Genomic DNA, 15450 nt, shown 5'->3' on the forward strand with positions numbered 1-15450 from the left:
TTCCATTCTCCTTATTTTTTCAAAATTTTTCTTTGATTATTTCTTTTATTTTTTTTCTATCTATTTTCCCATTATCATTTCTTGGAAACGCTGGAATATTTAATATGACATCTGGAATAGCATAGTGTTCGAGAGCATTGGAAAGTTCTTTCCTAATAAGGCTACTGTCTGGAATCTGAGGTGTTTCAAGGACAACTACGATTTTTTGCTTCATATGTAAAACACAAGAGTTGTTGTAGCCAATATTACTAAGAGCACTATAAATTTCTTCTGTTTCTATGCGATAACCTTTGTGCTTAATTTGAAAATCAAGACGTTCAGCAAAATATATTTTACCATCAATTCTGATCCCCCGGTCTCCCGTAAAGTATCCCAGAACTGGACCGTGATCGGTTTGTACTGCTCGAAACGCGGCTTGAGTTGCTTCTGGATTATTCAAATACCCGTCAGCTAACTGTGGTCCTGTAATAACAATCTCTCCATCGTCCGAGTTTATTCCCACAAGTGACAAATTCATATCCTGAATTGGATTTCCTAATGTTACTGAAGGGAAATGCGTTTCCTGCAATAGTTTTTCTGTCACCTCAATTTCCGTTACAGAAACCGTTGTTTCTGTTGGTCCATATGTATTAAGAATTTTAGAATCCGGAAGAATTTGTTGTAAAGCGCGAGCCTGGCTCACAAGCAAAGCTTCTCCACAAAAAACAAATTGCTTTACTGTTTTTAAATTCTGGACTGTAAGTTCTTGAGATTGCTGCATTAAATTAATCACACTCGGAACAGAAATCCAAACGCTTATTTCTTTGCCTGCAATCATTCGAGCAGGCCGCATACGATCAAAAAAGGATTCTATGGGACACAAAGAAGCACCAGCACAAAGGGCCCCATAAATTTCCATAACACTCAAATCAAAAGCAATATTTGCATATTGGCTTACCCGATCCTGAGGTGTGATGAATAAGCGATCAGACATCCACTCCACATAATGGTCGAGCGCTTGGCGTCCCACGACAACACCTTTCGGCACCCCCGTCGAACCGGAAGTGAAAATAACATAGGCTGGCCGATGGGAAGGGCAAATCTGGATACCTGTATTTTTATAGAGTTCAGCGGAAGTTTTCATACTTTCTATAGAAAGTGTCGCACACTTTGCATTGCCCCCACACAAAGCATCTATTTCTTGCTGATTCCCTATAATCACATCAGGTTGAAATATCTCAACGATGCGCTGCTTTTTTTCTAAAGACGAGAGAAGATTTAAAGGAGCATAAGTCGCATCACTCGCAAGAGAGGCAAGCATGGCGGCATACGCATATTCGCCTACGGGGACAGCAATCAGTATTTTTCTAAAATTCTTTTTTGTAAAAATAGCCGCAAAGACTTTGGTTTTTTGAAGCAACTGCGAATAGGTTATGCAGTTCTCTTTGCGGAAAATTGCTGTGTTTTCGGAGTGTTTTTCGCATGCTTCAAGAAATTTTCTTACTGTATTATTTTTTACCATCGTTTATTGCCTGAGCTTTATTTGGTTTGGAATTGCGCAAGCACAACTCTCTATCCACTACATATGTGTAATTTTTCGAACATTAAGTATTCAGAGACAGCTATCCTCCACGTGCAATTTCCAGGATAGGTCGATACAGGTCATGTCAATAATTGTGGATACAAAAAAAGCCGCCTCGTGATGAGGCGGCTTTTCTGTATCCGCAGATAATCCCGGAGAGGATGGCTTATTTGGACTGAGCCATGATCTCTTCTGCCACGTTGCGCGGCACGGGGTCGTAGTGATGGAACTGCATGGTGAAGGACGCACGGCCCTTCGTCATGGAGCGCAGGTGAGAAATGTAACCGAACATTTCTTTCAGCGGCACATGAGAGCGAACCATAACCGTGGAACCAGAGGTTTCCTGGCTCTGGATCATACCACGACGACGGTTGATATCACCCACAACGTCACCAACGTGATCGTTCGGGGTGGTCACTTCCACGTCCATGATCGGTTCCAGAATAACCGGACCAGCCTGTTTCATACCTTCACGGAAGCAAGCCTTAGCCGCGATTTCGAACGCCAGAGCGGACGAGTCAACGTCATGGTACTTACCGTCAAGCAGCGTGAACTTGAAGTCGACGGTCGGGAAGCCTGCCAGCACGCCGGTAGAGGCCTGCATACGGATGCCTTTTTCGACCGCAGGAATGTATTCCTTCGGCACGGTGCCGCCAACGACCTTGTTCTCGAAGTGAATGTCTTCGTTCCGCTCAAGCGGCTCGAAAGCAATTTTCACTTCTGCGAACTGACCGGAACCACCAGACTGCTTTTTATGCGTGTAGGTTTCGGTGTGCGGCTTGGAGATGGTTTCACGATAGGCCACCTGCGGTGCACCGACATTTGCATCCACACCATATTCACGACGCAGACGGTCGATGATGATGTCGAGGTGCAGTTCGCCCATGCCGGACAGAATGGTCTGACCCGTTTCCTGATCCGTCTTCAGCTGCAGGGAAGGATCTTCACTGGCCAGCTTCTGCAGCGCCAGCGTCATCTTTTCCACGCCGTCTTTGGTTTTAGGCTCGACGGAGATGTCGATAACCGGGATCGGGAAGCTCATACGCTCCAGAACAACCGGATCGGCCGGATCAGCCAGCGTATCACCCGTCTGAGAGTCTTTCAGACCCACGAACGCAGCAATATCACCAGCATGAACTTCCGTCAGTTCTTCACGCTTGTCAGCATGCATCTGGTAGATACGGCCGATACGTTCCTTGTGGCCCTTCGTGGTGTTCAGAACGGTATCACCGGTCTTCAGCACGCCACGATAGACGCGCACGAAGGTCAGCGTGCCGTATTTGTCGTTGATGATCTTAAAGGCCAGACCAGCGAACTTACCATCGGGGTCAACCGGAATGATGGGCTGAGCGGCTTCGTCTTCTTCTTCACCTTCCGGCGGAGCGCAACGGATGCCTTCAACGTCGTCAGGAGCCGGCAGGAAGTCGATTACTGCGTCGAGCAGCGGCTGAACGCCTTTGTTTTTGAAGGCCGTGCCACACAGAACCGGGCGGAACTCACCAGAGATGGTGCCCTTCTTGATGCAGCGCTTCAGCGTCTCGATGGAGACTTCGCCCTTTTCGAAGTATTCTTCCATTGCTGCGTCATCAACAGCCAGAGCTGTATCGAGCAGGTTCTGGCGGGCTTCAGCAGCCTTTTCCTTCAGGTCGGCCGGAATTTCCTCATCGTGGAACTTTGCACCCAGCTCACCACCTTCCCAGATGATGGCTTTCATCTCGATCAGATCGACAACGCCAACAAACTGGTCTTCAGCACCAATCGGGAGCTGCAGCGGGATCGCAACGATGTCCAGCTTTTCCTTCAGCGTGTCGAATGCACGGTAGAAGTTCGCGCCGGTACGGTCGAGCTTGTTGATGAAGATGATGCGCGGAACCTTGTAGCGGTCAGCCAGACGCCAGTTGGTTTCGGACTGCGGCTGAACACCGGCCACACCTTCGATGATGAACACGGCACCATCGAGCACGCGCAGGGAGCGGTTCACTTCGATGTTGAAGTCGATGTGTCCGGGGGTGTCGATGATGTTGATGCGGTGGTCGTTCCACACGCAGGTCACAGCAGCGGAGGTAATGGTAATACCACGCTCACGTTCCTGCGCCATGTAGTCGGTCGTGGTGTTACCGTCGTGCACTTCACCAATTTTGTGAGAGACGCCGGTATAATACAGGATACGCTCGGTCGTGGTTGTCTTGCCCGCGTCAATATGCGCGGTGATCCCGATATTACGGATCTTCGAAAGTTCGGATTTGGCGGACACGAAAACCTCCAGAAAACAGGTCAGGCGCGACAGGAAACCCTTCGCGCCTGTGGCTACCGAACACCGTGCTGATCCTACTTGAATTCAGGAAGCCCGGCTGCCGGAAACCGGCCGATAGACGAAAGTGCCTGACACCCTGCCAGACACCTGCACAGCAAATCCGGACCGTCAGTTAATGACAGGCCCGGATCCACCGCAGTTAGGAAACCCCTGAATCAGGCGCCAGCGGCAGCCTGTTTTTTAGCCTGAGCGCGCAGAACGCGACGCTTCACGACCTGAGCTTCTTCCGGCAGCTTGCGGTTAGGCGTGCTGATCAGGAAGGCATCGAGGCCACCATTGTGTTCAATGGTGCGCAGGCCACGGGTGCTGACGCGCATGTGCACGGGAGCGCCCAGGATGTCGGACATCAGGGATGCTTCCTGCAGGTTGGGCAGGAAACGGCGACGGCTTTTGTTGTTGGCGTGACTGACGTTGTTTCCGGTCAGAACGCCTTTGCCGGTAATCTGGCAGCGACGGGACATTGTCTCATCCTTGTCTTAGGTATCAAACAGAGGGCCGAGACAATTTGCCCGGCGACCACATTCAGGATTGGCGCGGCTTATGGCTGAGCAAGCGCCTTCCGTCAAGGGTTGACCTCAGGCTTTCTCACTTTCCGGGTCGGTCTGTGCCTGCGTTGCAGCATGAATCTCGCCCGTACGCACGCTGTTCGCTGCGGAGTCGAGAATATGCAGGATGGTCTCCTTATCCATGCTGCGGGCCAGCAGACCCAGAGAACCGCCCAGCAGCGCTGAGGCAATAGCCAGCGGCGGGTGATTCTCCTTGAGCAGATGCTCCATAGCGCTTTCAATCACCATGGCGCAGCGGGCCAGATCTTCCGGCACGCCCGGCATATCTTCAGATGTTGTTTCTGCGGGTGTATTTCCAGCTTTATCCGTCATGCGTTTCATCTTCCTTCAATTTCTCAGGCGCCGGCTGGAAAGCCGATGCCGTCTCCGATTCGCCAGACCAGCCTGACGGGCGGGTTGCTCCCCTACCCGGCAATCCGTTCTGCAATTCCTTCCGCCCCCTGGGCTGCCCACATAGCGGCATACTGGCTGCCAGACGCCAGCAGAGCCTCATGCGTGCCGCGTTCCAGCACACGCCCCTGACCCATCACCAGAATTTCGTCCGCATCCACAATCGTGGACAGGCGGTGCGCAATCACCAGCGTCGTGCGGGAGGCAGAGACGGCTTTCAAAGCCGCCTGAATCTCTTGTTCCGTATGTGTGTCCAACGCGCTCGTAGCCTCGTCAAGCACAAGAACGCGAGGGTCTTTTAAAAGTGTTCGGGCAATCGCAACGCGCTGCTTTTCGCCGCCCGACAACTTCAGGCCACGTTCCCCCACCTGCGTCTGGTATCCGTCTGGCAGAGACATGATGAAATCATGAATCTGCGCCAGCCGCGCCGCCTGCTCCACATCGGCCAGAGAGGCACCCAGACGCCCGTAGGCGATGTTGTAGCCAATCGTCTCGTTAAACAGCACGGTATCCTGCGGGACCACGCCAATAGCGGCCCGCAGGTCCTCCTGCCGGTAGTCCCGCACGTTATACCCATCCACCAGCACTGCACCGGACCAGACATCATAAAACCGGAACAGCAGCCGGCTGATGGTGGACTTCCCGGCCCCGGTGGACCCGACAATAGCGACCTTCTTGCCGGGCGCCGCCACAAAGCTGACCCCGTGCAGAATTTCACGCTCAGGCCCGTACCCAAACCGGACATCCCGGAACTCAACCTGAGCCGGAGCGGAGTCCGCAAGGCGGGTGGCAATCGGTAGCGGATTTTCCGGGTCCGCCACTTCCACATTCTCTTCAATCAGGCCGAACATCTGCTCCAGATCCACCATGGCCGTCCGGATGGCGGAATAGACAGAGCCCAAAAAGTTCAACGGCCCATACAGCTGAAGCAGGTAGGTGTTGATCATGACAAACTGACCAACGCTGATGCGTCCGGCCTCAACATCCCGCCCTGCGAGCAACATGATCAGCGTGAGCGCCACCGCGATAATGGCGGCCTGCCCGAAGTTGAGCAGCCCAAGAGAATACTGAGTTTTCCGGGCGGCCTGCTCATAACGGGCCTGGGCATTGTCATAGCGTTCGGCCTCATGGGCCTCGTTACCGAAATATTTGACGGTCTCGTAATTCAGCAGGCTATCCAGCGCCTTGCCGCTTGCCTCGGTATTGGTCTCATTCATCCGCCGCCGGATGCCCAGCCTCCACGAGGTGAACATCACGGTAAAGCCGATATAGGCGGCGATCATCAGCACCATCAAGCTGACATAGCGCCAGTCAAACACCCGCCAGATGACCACAACCACCAGCAGAGCCTGCAGAATGGTGGGGGAGATGGACATGCCCATCCGCAGCAGGGTTTCAACCCCCTCCGTGCCGCGTTCTATGGCCCGCGTGACGCCCCCTGTGCGCCGGTCCAGATGGAACCGCAGAGAGAGCTTGTGCATGTGCTGAAAGCTGCGGAACGCCGCCTGCCGTGCCACCCGGAACCTGACCGGAGCAAACAGGGAATCCCTCAGGTTGGTCAGGGCAGCGGAGATCAGCCTGATCAGCCCGTAGCCCAGGATAAGGGCAACCGGAGCCATAGCCAGACTGCCGGGGTGCGAGAGCCGATCCACCACCCGGCTGTAGGCCATCGGCACAGCCAGTGTTGCGAGTTCTCCCCCCACCAGCACCAGAAGTACCAGCACGACGCGCCACCTCAGCCCGCTGTTTTCACGCGGCCAGAGATACGGGAGAAGACGGGAAAGCGTGACCGAAGCCGGCTGTTTCAGCGGCCCCGACGGAGAACGATTACGTGGAGACATACCGTCGCATGTGACACGCCTCCACAATTTTGCAACCCCGAGACATCTTGCCTCTCCCCTGCATACGCCGGATAAACACATACGCCTTGTGCGTTTATGGTCTCATTCAAGCACGACTGGATTTTCCGATGCCTTCGGACGATACGCCCTTCCTTCGTCATCTCAGGCAATGCAACACCGCCGTCGTGCCCGGTGCGCGCTTTCCGTTTTCTCTGGGCGGTAAGGCCGCAGGATGGATTGCCCCTGGCCTGACCGACGCGCTGGAGCAGCGTGGCCTTGGCTCCCGCGTGCAGGGTTTTGCCTTACCCAACCCGGCGGATCTGGAACCGTTGGGAGAAGCGCTGGCACGGGAAGGCGTTTATCGCTCCCACCATGAACTGTTTGATGTAATGGCCGATGTGGACCAGCCCGTGCTGGCCCGCATTGACCGTGGCGCCCTGCCCCTGTTCGGGCTGGTAGCGGCTGGCGTGCATCTGAATGGCTTAGTGCGGAAGGCAGACGGTCTTTACCTGTGGACAGGCCGCAGAGCCGCCAACAAACGGCTGGATCCGAGCAAGCTGGACCATCTGGTTGCTGGTGGCGTTCCAGCTGGTCATACGCCGTGGGAAGCGCTGTTAAAGGAAGCAGCGGAAGAAGCCAGCATTCAGGAATATCTTGCCTCGCAGGCGCAGCAGGTCGGTCGTATTGTCTATGCGCTGGACCGGCCAGAAGGACTGCGGCGCGACATTCTCTATTGCTACGACCTCTTCCTGCCCGAAAGCTTCTCACCCGTTGCAGCAGACGGTGAAGTGGAATCCTTCCACCTGATGCCGCTGGCCGAAGTTTACAAACTGGTACGGGATACGGACGAGTTCAAATTCAACGTCAATCTTGTGCTGATCGACCTGTTCCTGCGCAACGGCCTGATTGACCCGCAATCAGCCGAAGGCCGCCAGCTGCGGGATGGGCTGACACACGGCCTCTCGCCCGCCAGCCCGGGCCGTAAAGCCGCTCTGGCACCTGCCGCCCCCTGAGGGCATGGCAGGCCCCGCATTCCGGCCTCAGGCTGAAATGCGGGCGTCCAGCAGGGCTTTGGCTTCAGCCTCAGCTTCCTTCATGCCGGTCAGCAGGCGTTCCCGGATTTCTTCCAGACGCTTCTTGTCGGTAATTTTCAGGCCGAAGAGATCCTTCACGTAGAACACGTCCACCGCCCGCACCCCATAGGTGGTGATGTGGGCGGAGGCAATCTGAAGGTTTTCCTCGCTCATGGCCGCCGTCACGTCATGCAGCAGGCCGGGCCGGTCACGCCCGTTGATTTCAATGACCGTGTAGGTATTGGACGCGCCGTTATCAATCACCACACGCGGCGGCACATGAATGGCCCGCATCCGCATGGGCATATGCCCGAACCCGGCCTGTGCAATTTCCGCCCCGATATCAATCTGGCCGCTCAACGACTGCTCAATCAGCGAACACAGCCGCGCCAGACGATGCGTTTCTTCATAGGCACTCCCTGCGGTGTCCTGAATCCAGAACGTATCCAGCGCCATGCCGTGCATCATGGTGTGAATCCGGGCATCGACAATGGAAGCCCCGGCCAGCGCCAGTGCCCCGGCGATTTTGGAAAACAGGCCCGGCACGTCGACCGTATAAACGGTGACTTCCGTCACCCCACGCGCCGGCAGAGGCAGAACCTCCACTGTCAGCGGAGCATCCCGCCCGTCTGCATCCCTGATCAGGCGGGCATGGCGTTTGTGGGTTTCATGGTCGAAGGAAAGCCAGTAACCCGCATAACCCAGCCCCAGAAAGCGGTCGATATCCTGCGGGGCCACGCCATCTTCGGCCAGAATTTCGGCGGTAATTTCCTTGGCATGGCGCACACGGACGTCCCGCTCTGTCGTGGCGAGACCACCGGCCAGCACTTCGGCAACCCGCACATACAGCTCACGCAGCAGCGTAGCCTTCCACGCGTTCCACACGCGGGAGCTGACGGCGCGCATATCCACAATGGTCAGCAACAGCAGCAGACGCAGACGTTCGGGAGACTGAACGATGTCCGCCACATCCAGAATAGTTTTGGGGTCATCAATATCGCGCTGGAAGGCCGTATGGCTCAGCAGCAGATGATGCAGCACCAGCCAGGAAACGGTTTCCGTTTCCTCGCCTGACATCCCCAGTCTGGGACACAGGTCGGCGGCAATTTCAGACCCGATTTCCGAGTGATCGCCGCCGCGCCCCTTGGCGATATCGTGCAGCAGCACGGCCATATAGAGCGCCCGGCGGGAATGCAGGCCTTTAACAAGTTCATAGGCTACCGGAATTTCATCCGCCATGCGGCCAGATGCGACCTCATCCATGATGCGGATGGCTTCTATCGTATGCTCATCGACCGTGAACACATGATAGGTATCAAACTGCATCTGGCCAACAATCCGCGCCCAGTCCGGGATCAGCCGCCCGAAAATACCCGTCTCGTTCAGAATATGCAGCCAGTGCGCGTGGCCGGGAGGGGTCTGCTGCTCGTAGGCTGCATCTCGCAGAAGAGGTGCTCCTGCCTCATCGCCAGTCACGTGGCTCTCCCGTCGCCGACGCGGTGGCAGGTCCTGCGGTTCTGTTTCCCCACAGAGCAGATCCAGAAAAATACGGGCGGCTTCCGGGTTATCGCGCAGAGCCATGGCCCTGCGTTCCCACCGAATGAGCTGATGCCGCCCCAGCGGATGCAATGGCCGACGACGCATCCGCGCCCAGTCCAGAAACTGCATCATTTTGATGGGTTCCTGATCGAACGAAATCCCGCGTTCCGGCAGGATCTGCCCGTCAACCAGCGTAAAGCCAGCTTCCCGCATGGCTTCGTCCGGCTTGGCGGCGGTTGCCACCGGCCCCTGCGCCTGCCGCAGCACTGCGGGTTCCAGCACATGGGTCAGACGCATGACCTCACGCGCCGTCAGGAAGTAGTGGCGCATGAAGCGTTCCACACCGTTCTGGCGGCCATGCCGGGTGTAGCCCATGCGCGCGCCAATAACGGGCTGCATATCGAACGTCAGCCGTTCTTCCGCGCGCCCTGCGACATAATGCAGATGCAGACGCACCGTCCACAGGAAGTCCCATGAGCGGCGGGCACGCGCGGCTTCCTGCTCTGTCAGCAAACCCATCCAGATAAATTCAGGCGCCAGCAGGTCCATGACGTGACGGGTGCCGAAGGTGTTACGGCACATCCAGTAAAGCGTCTGCAAATCCCGCAGGCCGCCGCGCCCTTCCTTGATGTTCGGTTCCACCAGATAGGGGCTGTCGCCAAACCGGCGATGCCGCTCCAGACGTTCCCGCCGCTTGTCCTGAATAAAGCCAGCTGCTCCCGCTTCCACGCAGGCCACAATGTAGCGGGCCTCGAACATGGCAAACAGGGCGGCATCCCCGGCCAGCAGGCGGGCATCCAGCAGGGCGGTGCGGACAGTCGTGTCCTTCCCCGCTTCCTCAATACATTCGTTGATCGTGCGCGTCGCGTGACCCACTTTCAGGCCCAGATCCCACAGGAAATAGAGCACATACTCCACCAGACGGTGGGCGCTCTGAACGTTTTCTTCCTCAGTCAGAAACAGCAGATCAATATCGCTGAACGGGGCCAGCAGACCGCGCCCGTAACCGCCCGTTGCCGCCACAACCAGCCGCCCGGCAACCGGAGCGCCCTCCCCGATCTGCCCGACACCTTCTGCAGTGCCCGTTGCACGCAAAGCGAGATCGACAATGCCGCGCAGCATAACATCCGTGAACGCCGCAATCTGCTTGGCCGCCCTGGCGCCCTTGAGCACATGCGTTTCAAACCGACTGCGGATATCCGCCTGATACCGGCCAAGATGGCGACGGAAAATGGCCACAGCCTCGTCCCGCTCCGGGATGGTGGCGTCTGCCGGCGTGGCGTCCCTCAGTTCCCGCGCAAGGCAGGCGGCAAGCCCCTCCGGGGTGAGAGACGCAAGGGCGGAAACATCGGGCTGCTCGGAGGCAGCATGTGCGGGGGAAATCGACATTGCGGTCGGAATCTGCTCCTGAGGGTCGTCTGATAAAAAACCCGGTTTCAACTCTGGACCGGACATCCGTCTTCCCGCACTGCTTCCTTGTGAAGCTCATACAGAATGTCCAGCGCGGCACGCGGTGTCAGGGCATCCGGATCTACCTCTAACAGTCGCTTTCTTAACGTATTTTCGTCTTCTTGCGGTAATATCTTCTGCGTGTCGAACAGCGGCAGAGGCTTGGGACCCGTCGCATGGTCACGCTCCAGTTCACGCAACAAACGCCCCGCCCGATCCACCACTGAGGGAGGCACCCCCGCTAGCTTAGCAACATGCACACCCCAGCTTTTCTTGGCGGAACCGGCCAGTACTTCATGCAAAAAGACAATCTGGCCCCGCCATTCCCGCACCGCCATGGTGTGTGGAGAAAGGCGCGGCAGGGTATCCACCAGCCCAGCCAGTTCATGGAAATGTGTTGCAAAAATTGCACGGCAGCGGACCGTTGAATGCAATGCCTCCAGCACAGCCCAGGCGATGGCCAGACCATCCAGCGTGGCCGTGCCACGCCCGATTTCATCCACCACCACCAGAGAGCGCGGACCGGCCTGATTGAGAATGGCAGCCGTTTCCGTCATTTCCACCATGAAGGTGGAACGACCGCGTGCGAGATCATCCGACGCGCCGACGCGGGAAAACAGCTGATCCACAATCCCGATATGCGCTTTATCCGCTGAAACAGGAAAACCACCCTGCGCCAGCAACACCGCCAGCGCCGTCTGCCGCAGGAAGGTGGATTTACCGGCCATGTTCGGCCCGGTGAGCAACATCACCCGCCGGTTAGCAGAAAGGTCACACCCGTTTGGCGTAAAGCGCGTGCCTTTGGGAAGAGCGGCTTCCACCACCGGATGGCGACAGCCTTCCAGCACAAAAGCGGTATCGTCCGTCACCACAGGGCGGCACCAGCTCCCGCCAGCGGCCAGCAGAGCGCAGGACTGTAACACGTCCAGAACCGCCAGAGCCCGCGCCAGAACCGGAAGCGTTTCTTCCGCCAGAATCCGGTCAACCAGTGCGTTAAACACCGCTTTTTCACGCGCAGCGGCACGTTCCGCCGCTTCAGCAATCCGGGCGTCCAGTGAGGAAAGCTCTTCCGTCGAGAACCGGGCATTGCTGGCCGTGCCCTGCCGGAACATCAGGTCATCCCGGTCCTTGATGCGGGCACTGGCGGCAACCGGCACTTCAATCACGTAACCAAGCTGGGCGTGGTGTTTGATCTTCAAGCTCGCCACACCGAATCGGCTGGCATATTCAGTCTGCAATCCGGCCACGATGCGCCGGGAATTGTCGCGCAGACCGCGATAGCCATCCAGCTCACCATCATAGCCAGCGGCAATCACGCCGCCATCATCCAGACGCGCGGGCAGATCGTCCGCCACAGCTCGTACCAGTTCGGCTTCCAGTTCCGGAGCAGCGCCAAGGCTGGCAGCCGCACGCGCCAGATAGGGCGGCAAGGCTGTGTGGTCATCCCCCAAAGCAGCCGCAGCGGCCCGAGCGGCATGCAGGCCATCGCGCACGGCGGCCAGATCACGCGGCTGCCCGCGCCCCAGAGAAAGACGCCCCAGCGCACGGGCAATATCCGGCGCGCGCTTCAACGCATCACGCAGGGCGGCACTGCAACTTGGCGATTCGCGCAGCCAGCACCAGCCATCCTGCCGGGCGGCAATACGTGCGGGGTCCGTCAGTGGTGCTGCCAGCCATTCTGCCACCATACGCGCCCCGGCGGAGGTTACAGTCTGGTTCATGGCAGAGAACAGGGTGTGTTCCGTCCCGCCATCCCGCGCGCGCAAAATGTCCAGACTGGCGCGGGTGGCGGGGTCAATCCCCAGAATACCGCCTTCCATCTGCGGGCTGGGGTGCGCCAGACGCGGCAGCTTTCCGGCCTGACTGCGCTGCACGTAATCTACCGCCACAGACGCCGCGACGGCTTCTTCATCCGTAAAGGTGCCGAACGCATCCACGCTGGCGACATCAAACGCGGCGGCCAGACGCTGCCGCGCCGTCTCTATATTCGGAAACAGCACCTCCGGCGCACGTGCGGATTCATGTTCACCCAGCGCCATCTCTGCCGGAGCCAGAATTTCCGCAGGGTCCAGACGCCCGAGCAGCGCAGCCAGTGCGGCCCGTGTGACGCGGGCTGTTTCAAACAGGCCGGTGGAAACATCAATCCACGCCGCCCCGATCATGCTCGCGGCTTCTGCCTGCTTGCTTTTCCGGCCACGGCCCCCGGCTGCTTCTTCTGCCAAAGCGAGCAGCAAATTGGAGCGCCCCGGCTCCAGCAGTTCATCTTCTGTCAGGGTTCCCGGTGTCACCACCCGCACCACGGCACGCGCCAGAGGGCCTTTAGCAGCCCCCTTCCCTTTACGCGGTGCTTCCGTCTGCTCTGCAACGGCTACCCGAAACCCGCGGCGGATCAGCCGGGCCAGATAAGCCGAGGCTGCCCCCACCGGCACGCCACACATGGGGATGGGGTCACCCGCGTGGCTGCCTCGCGCCGTCAGCGCAATATCCAGCGCTGCGGCGGCGGCCGTGGCATCGTCAAAAAACAGCTCGTAAAAATCGCCCATGCGGAAAAACAGCAGGGCTTCAGGATTTTCGGCCTTCAGCGCAAACCATTGCGCCATGGCGGGGGTGGCACCCTCAGGAGAATAACGCGTCATTTCCTTATCATACGGGCGTCACCCGGCGGGGCAACAGGCGTTGCGGTTACATCTTAACAAGTTTGTGCAAAGCCTCAGCCACAGCCTTCACAGGTTTTTCCCACGGGGCATTGCCCTCACCGGGGGCGGCCTGAGAAAACAGGCGGAGACTCGGATACCACAGGTTCTCCGCCCTTCCGTCCGGCAAAGCCCGCGTTGAGCCTTCCGCCCAGCGCCAGTCTCCCCCAAAGCGGTTAAGCAGCCACACCGGTTTCCCCAACACGCCCGCCAGATGCGCAATGACGGTATCGACCGTAATCACCACATGCAGCCCGGCGACCAAACGGGCGGTGCTGAGCATGTCCCCGTCCGGTAACGGGGTCACAGAAAAGGGCAGCCCTTCCCCCGTATGGTCGCGCTGAAGAGACTGAAACGCCACGCCCGGCACCTCCGCCAGCGGCGCAAGGCAGGCAGGTGCCATGGAGCGACGACGGTCAAACCGATAACTCGGGTTCCCCGCCCAGCAGAGACCGACCCGAAGTGGCTTTGCAGCTGATTGAAGCGCAACACCGTCACCCGGCCCACGTAGCGGAACGCGGGCCTGCCCCTCTGAAAGGCCACCTGCTTCCGCTTCCTGAAATACCTGCGTCCATCGATACGGCGCATCCAACCCGAGCCGGGCGGGCAGACTGAGCAGAGAACAACACGCCACAGCTCCCGCAGAACGGGCCGTCTGTCCTTTTGCCAGAAGCGTGACACGCCCGGCCTGCACGCTCTCCATCTGCGCCACCAAAGAGCGCAGCCCTTCCGGCACGGCCAGAAGAATGGGCGCACGCTCCAGAGCCGGTTCCACATACCGCAGAAACTGGAGTGTATCGCCCAGCCCCTGCTCGGCATACAGCAGAACCGGGGCGCCACCGGCGTCCGCCCCATCCCATTGCTGCAACTCTTCCGTATGGCGCGCAGGCAGCAAACTCTGGCGAGCCTCGAAGGCCTGCCAGCCTTCATGAAAACGCCCCTCCGCCAGCAAGACCGTGCCCAGATTGAAGCGGGCGCGCGCCCGATCCTGCTCTGAAGCCTCCCAGTTTTCCACTTGCCGGAAGAGCGCTTCTGCCTCCTGCCGCCGTCCGAGGTCAGACAGCACCGTGCCGTAATTCACCGCCAGCCGGGCATCGTGTTTGCGGAGGGCAAGAGCTGCGCCCAGTTCCTGCTCAGCCTCATCAAGCGCCCCCAGCGCCATCTGCACCAGCCCCAGATTGGTGCGGGTTTCCGGTGCGTCTGGCGCACGACGCACCGAGTCCTGCAACAGGCTTCGGGCCTGTTCAAAGTCCCCTTTGGCAAACAGAGCCGCACCATAATTGGCGAGGGCGACGGCATCCTGCGGAAAAGCCGTGGCCACGACTGCAAAGAACGGTTCAGCCTCCCGCATCCGCCCCGCCCGCTCCAGCAACACGGCGTGCTGGTTGTGTGCAAAAACGTTCTCGGGAGCCAGACGCAGCGCTTTTTCTGATGCCTGCACAGCCTCGGCCACCCGCCCATGCCGGGCGAGAAATGCTGCGAGACTGAGATGTTTTTCACAGTCCAAAGGCCGCAAACGCAACGCGGTACGCAACGCCACCTCAGCCTCCTGCACGCGGTTTTCCGCTTCCAGAATAGTGGCCATGGCCTCATGCGCCCGCGGGTCACGCGGCGTTGTCATCACTGCCACATTAGCCGCCGCCCGTGCAGGCTCTGCATGCCCTTGCTCAAGCAATGCATGCGCCAGTGTAATGTGGAAATGCCCTTCAGGCCGCAGGCCAATCGCCCGCCCAGCCAGAGCAATGGCGGACTGCGCATCGCCCCCGGCACGGGCCACACAAGCCATGGCATGCCAGGCCTCGGCGTCCGATGCATCCTCACGCAACAGGACGCGCAACAGGGTTGCGGCCCGCTCTGCATCCCCGACAGAAAGAAGGGCCAGCGCCTGTTCAACCGATGGCTCCTGTGTCGCCATCCCGTTTTTCTGGGGCATGTGCTTTCCTTCGTTCTGTCAAACCGCCTGCGCAGAGAGTTCCGTCCCGCGAAGGGATGCTCTACCCTACAGGCCAGCATTGCCACCCTAC

The 15450-nt window shown here is 58.4% G+C and carries 9 protein-coding genes; 1 reads left to right on the top strand and 8 read right to left on the bottom strand.

Annotated features, from left to right (window positions below):
* Nucleotides 1-19: 19 nt before the first annotated feature.
* From ACHQGU_RS10155 to ACHQGU_RS10175, 5 genes are all read right to left on the bottom strand, one after another.
* Nucleotides 20-1501 (bottom strand): AMP-binding protein, encoded by a 1482-nt coding sequence (locus ACHQGU_RS10155; protein ID WP_395494952.1) that lies wholly within the window; start codon nucleotides 1499-1501, stop codon nucleotides 20-22.
* Between the two features lie 226 nt (nucleotides 1502-1727).
* Complete coding sequence (gene fusA / locus ACHQGU_RS10160) at nucleotides 1728-3815, bottom strand: elongation factor G (RefSeq protein WP_062144650.1); 2088 nt, start codon at nucleotides 3813-3815, stop codon at nucleotides 1728-1730.
* A 215-nt stretch (nucleotides 3816-4030) separates the two neighbouring features.
* The gene (gene rpmB / locus ACHQGU_RS10165) at nucleotides 4031-4336 is read right to left on the bottom strand and encodes a 50S ribosomal protein L28 (RefSeq protein WP_043550631.1); all 306 of its coding nucleotides are present in this window, start codon (nucleotides 4334-4336) and stop codon (nucleotides 4031-4033) included.
* A 114-nt stretch (nucleotides 4337-4450) separates the two neighbouring features.
* Nucleotides 4451-4753, bottom strand: coding sequence for a hypothetical protein (locus tag ACHQGU_RS10170; protein ID WP_062144656.1), 303 nt, complete (start codon nucleotides 4751-4753; stop codon nucleotides 4451-4453).
* Nucleotides 4754-4845: 92 nt separating this feature from the next.
* Nucleotides 4846-6672, bottom strand: coding sequence for an ABCB family ABC transporter ATP-binding protein/permease (locus ACHQGU_RS10175; RefSeq protein ID WP_395494953.1), 1827 nt, complete (start codon nucleotides 6670-6672; stop codon nucleotides 4846-4848).
* 128 nt (nucleotides 6673-6800) lie between these two features.
* Between ACHQGU_RS10175 and ACHQGU_RS10180 the strand changes: the two genes are divergently transcribed.
* On the top strand, nucleotides 6801-7685 hold the full coding sequence (locus ACHQGU_RS10180; protein ID WP_395494954.1) for an NUDIX domain-containing protein: 885 nt from the start codon (nucleotides 6801-6803) through the stop codon (nucleotides 7683-7685).
* A gap of 27 nt (nucleotides 7686-7712) precedes the next feature.
* Here the strand turns inward: ACHQGU_RS10180 and ACHQGU_RS10185 are convergent, their stop codons facing one another.
* From ACHQGU_RS10185 to ACHQGU_RS10195, 3 genes are read right to left on the bottom strand one after another with little or no spacing between them, the layout of a single operon-like run.
* Nucleotides 7713-10673, bottom strand: coding sequence for a [protein-PII] uridylyltransferase (locus ACHQGU_RS10185; RefSeq protein ID WP_395494955.1), 2961 nt, complete (start codon nucleotides 10671-10673; stop codon nucleotides 7713-7715).
* A gap of 47 nt (nucleotides 10674-10720) precedes the next feature.
* Nucleotides 10721-13369, bottom strand: a complete 2649-nt coding sequence (gene mutS, locus ACHQGU_RS10190; RefSeq protein WP_395494956.1) for a DNA mismatch repair protein MutS — start codon at nucleotides 13367-13369, stop codon at nucleotides 10721-10723.
* A gap of 46 nt (nucleotides 13370-13415) precedes the next feature.
* Complete coding sequence (locus ACHQGU_RS10195) at nucleotides 13416-15359, bottom strand: tetratricopeptide repeat protein (RefSeq protein ID WP_395494957.1); 1944 nt, start codon at nucleotides 15357-15359, stop codon at nucleotides 13416-13418.
* Between the last annotated feature and the right edge of the window lie 91 nt (nucleotides 15360-15450).

Origin of the sequence: Acetobacter sp. KSO5, from assembly GCF_044094635.1 — a bacterium.
Classification (GTDB): Bacteria; Pseudomonadota; Alphaproteobacteria; order Acetobacterales; family Acetobacteraceae; genus Acetobacter; species Acetobacter cerevisiae.

What these genes read in the sequence shown, in the direction of transcription:
- ACHQGU_RS10155 (WP_395494952.1), bottom strand. Translation starts at nt 1,501, where the DNA reads ATGGTAAAAAATAATACAGTAAGAAAATTTCTTGAAGCATGCGAAAAA.
- rpmB (WP_043550631.1), bottom strand. Translation starts at nt 4,336, where the DNA reads ATGTCCCGTCGCTGCCAGATTACCGGCAAAGGCGTTCTGACCGGAAAC.
- ACHQGU_RS10170 (WP_062144656.1), bottom strand. Translation starts at nt 4,753, where the DNA reads ATGACGGATAAAGCTGGAAATACACCCGCAGAAACAACATCTGAAGAT.
- ACHQGU_RS10175 (WP_395494953.1), bottom strand. Translation starts at nt 6,672, where the DNA reads ATGTCTCCACGTAATCGTTCTCCGTCGGGGCCGCTGAAACAGCCGGCT.
- ACHQGU_RS10180 (WP_395494954.1), top strand. Translation starts at nt 6,801, where the DNA reads ATGCCTTCGGACGATACGCCCTTCCTTCGTCATCTCAGGCAATGCAAC.
- ACHQGU_RS10185 (WP_395494955.1), bottom strand. Translation starts at nt 10,673, where the DNA reads ATGTCGATTTCCCCCGCACATGCTGCCTCCGAGCAGCCCGATGTTTCC.
- mutS (WP_395494956.1), bottom strand. Translation starts at nt 13,369, where the DNA reads ATGACGCGTTATTCTCCTGAGGGTGCCACCCCCGCCATGGCGCAATGG.
- ACHQGU_RS10195 (WP_395494957.1), bottom strand. Translation starts at nt 15,359, where the DNA reads ATGCCCCAGAAAAACGGGATGGCGACACAGGAGCCATCGGTTGAACAG.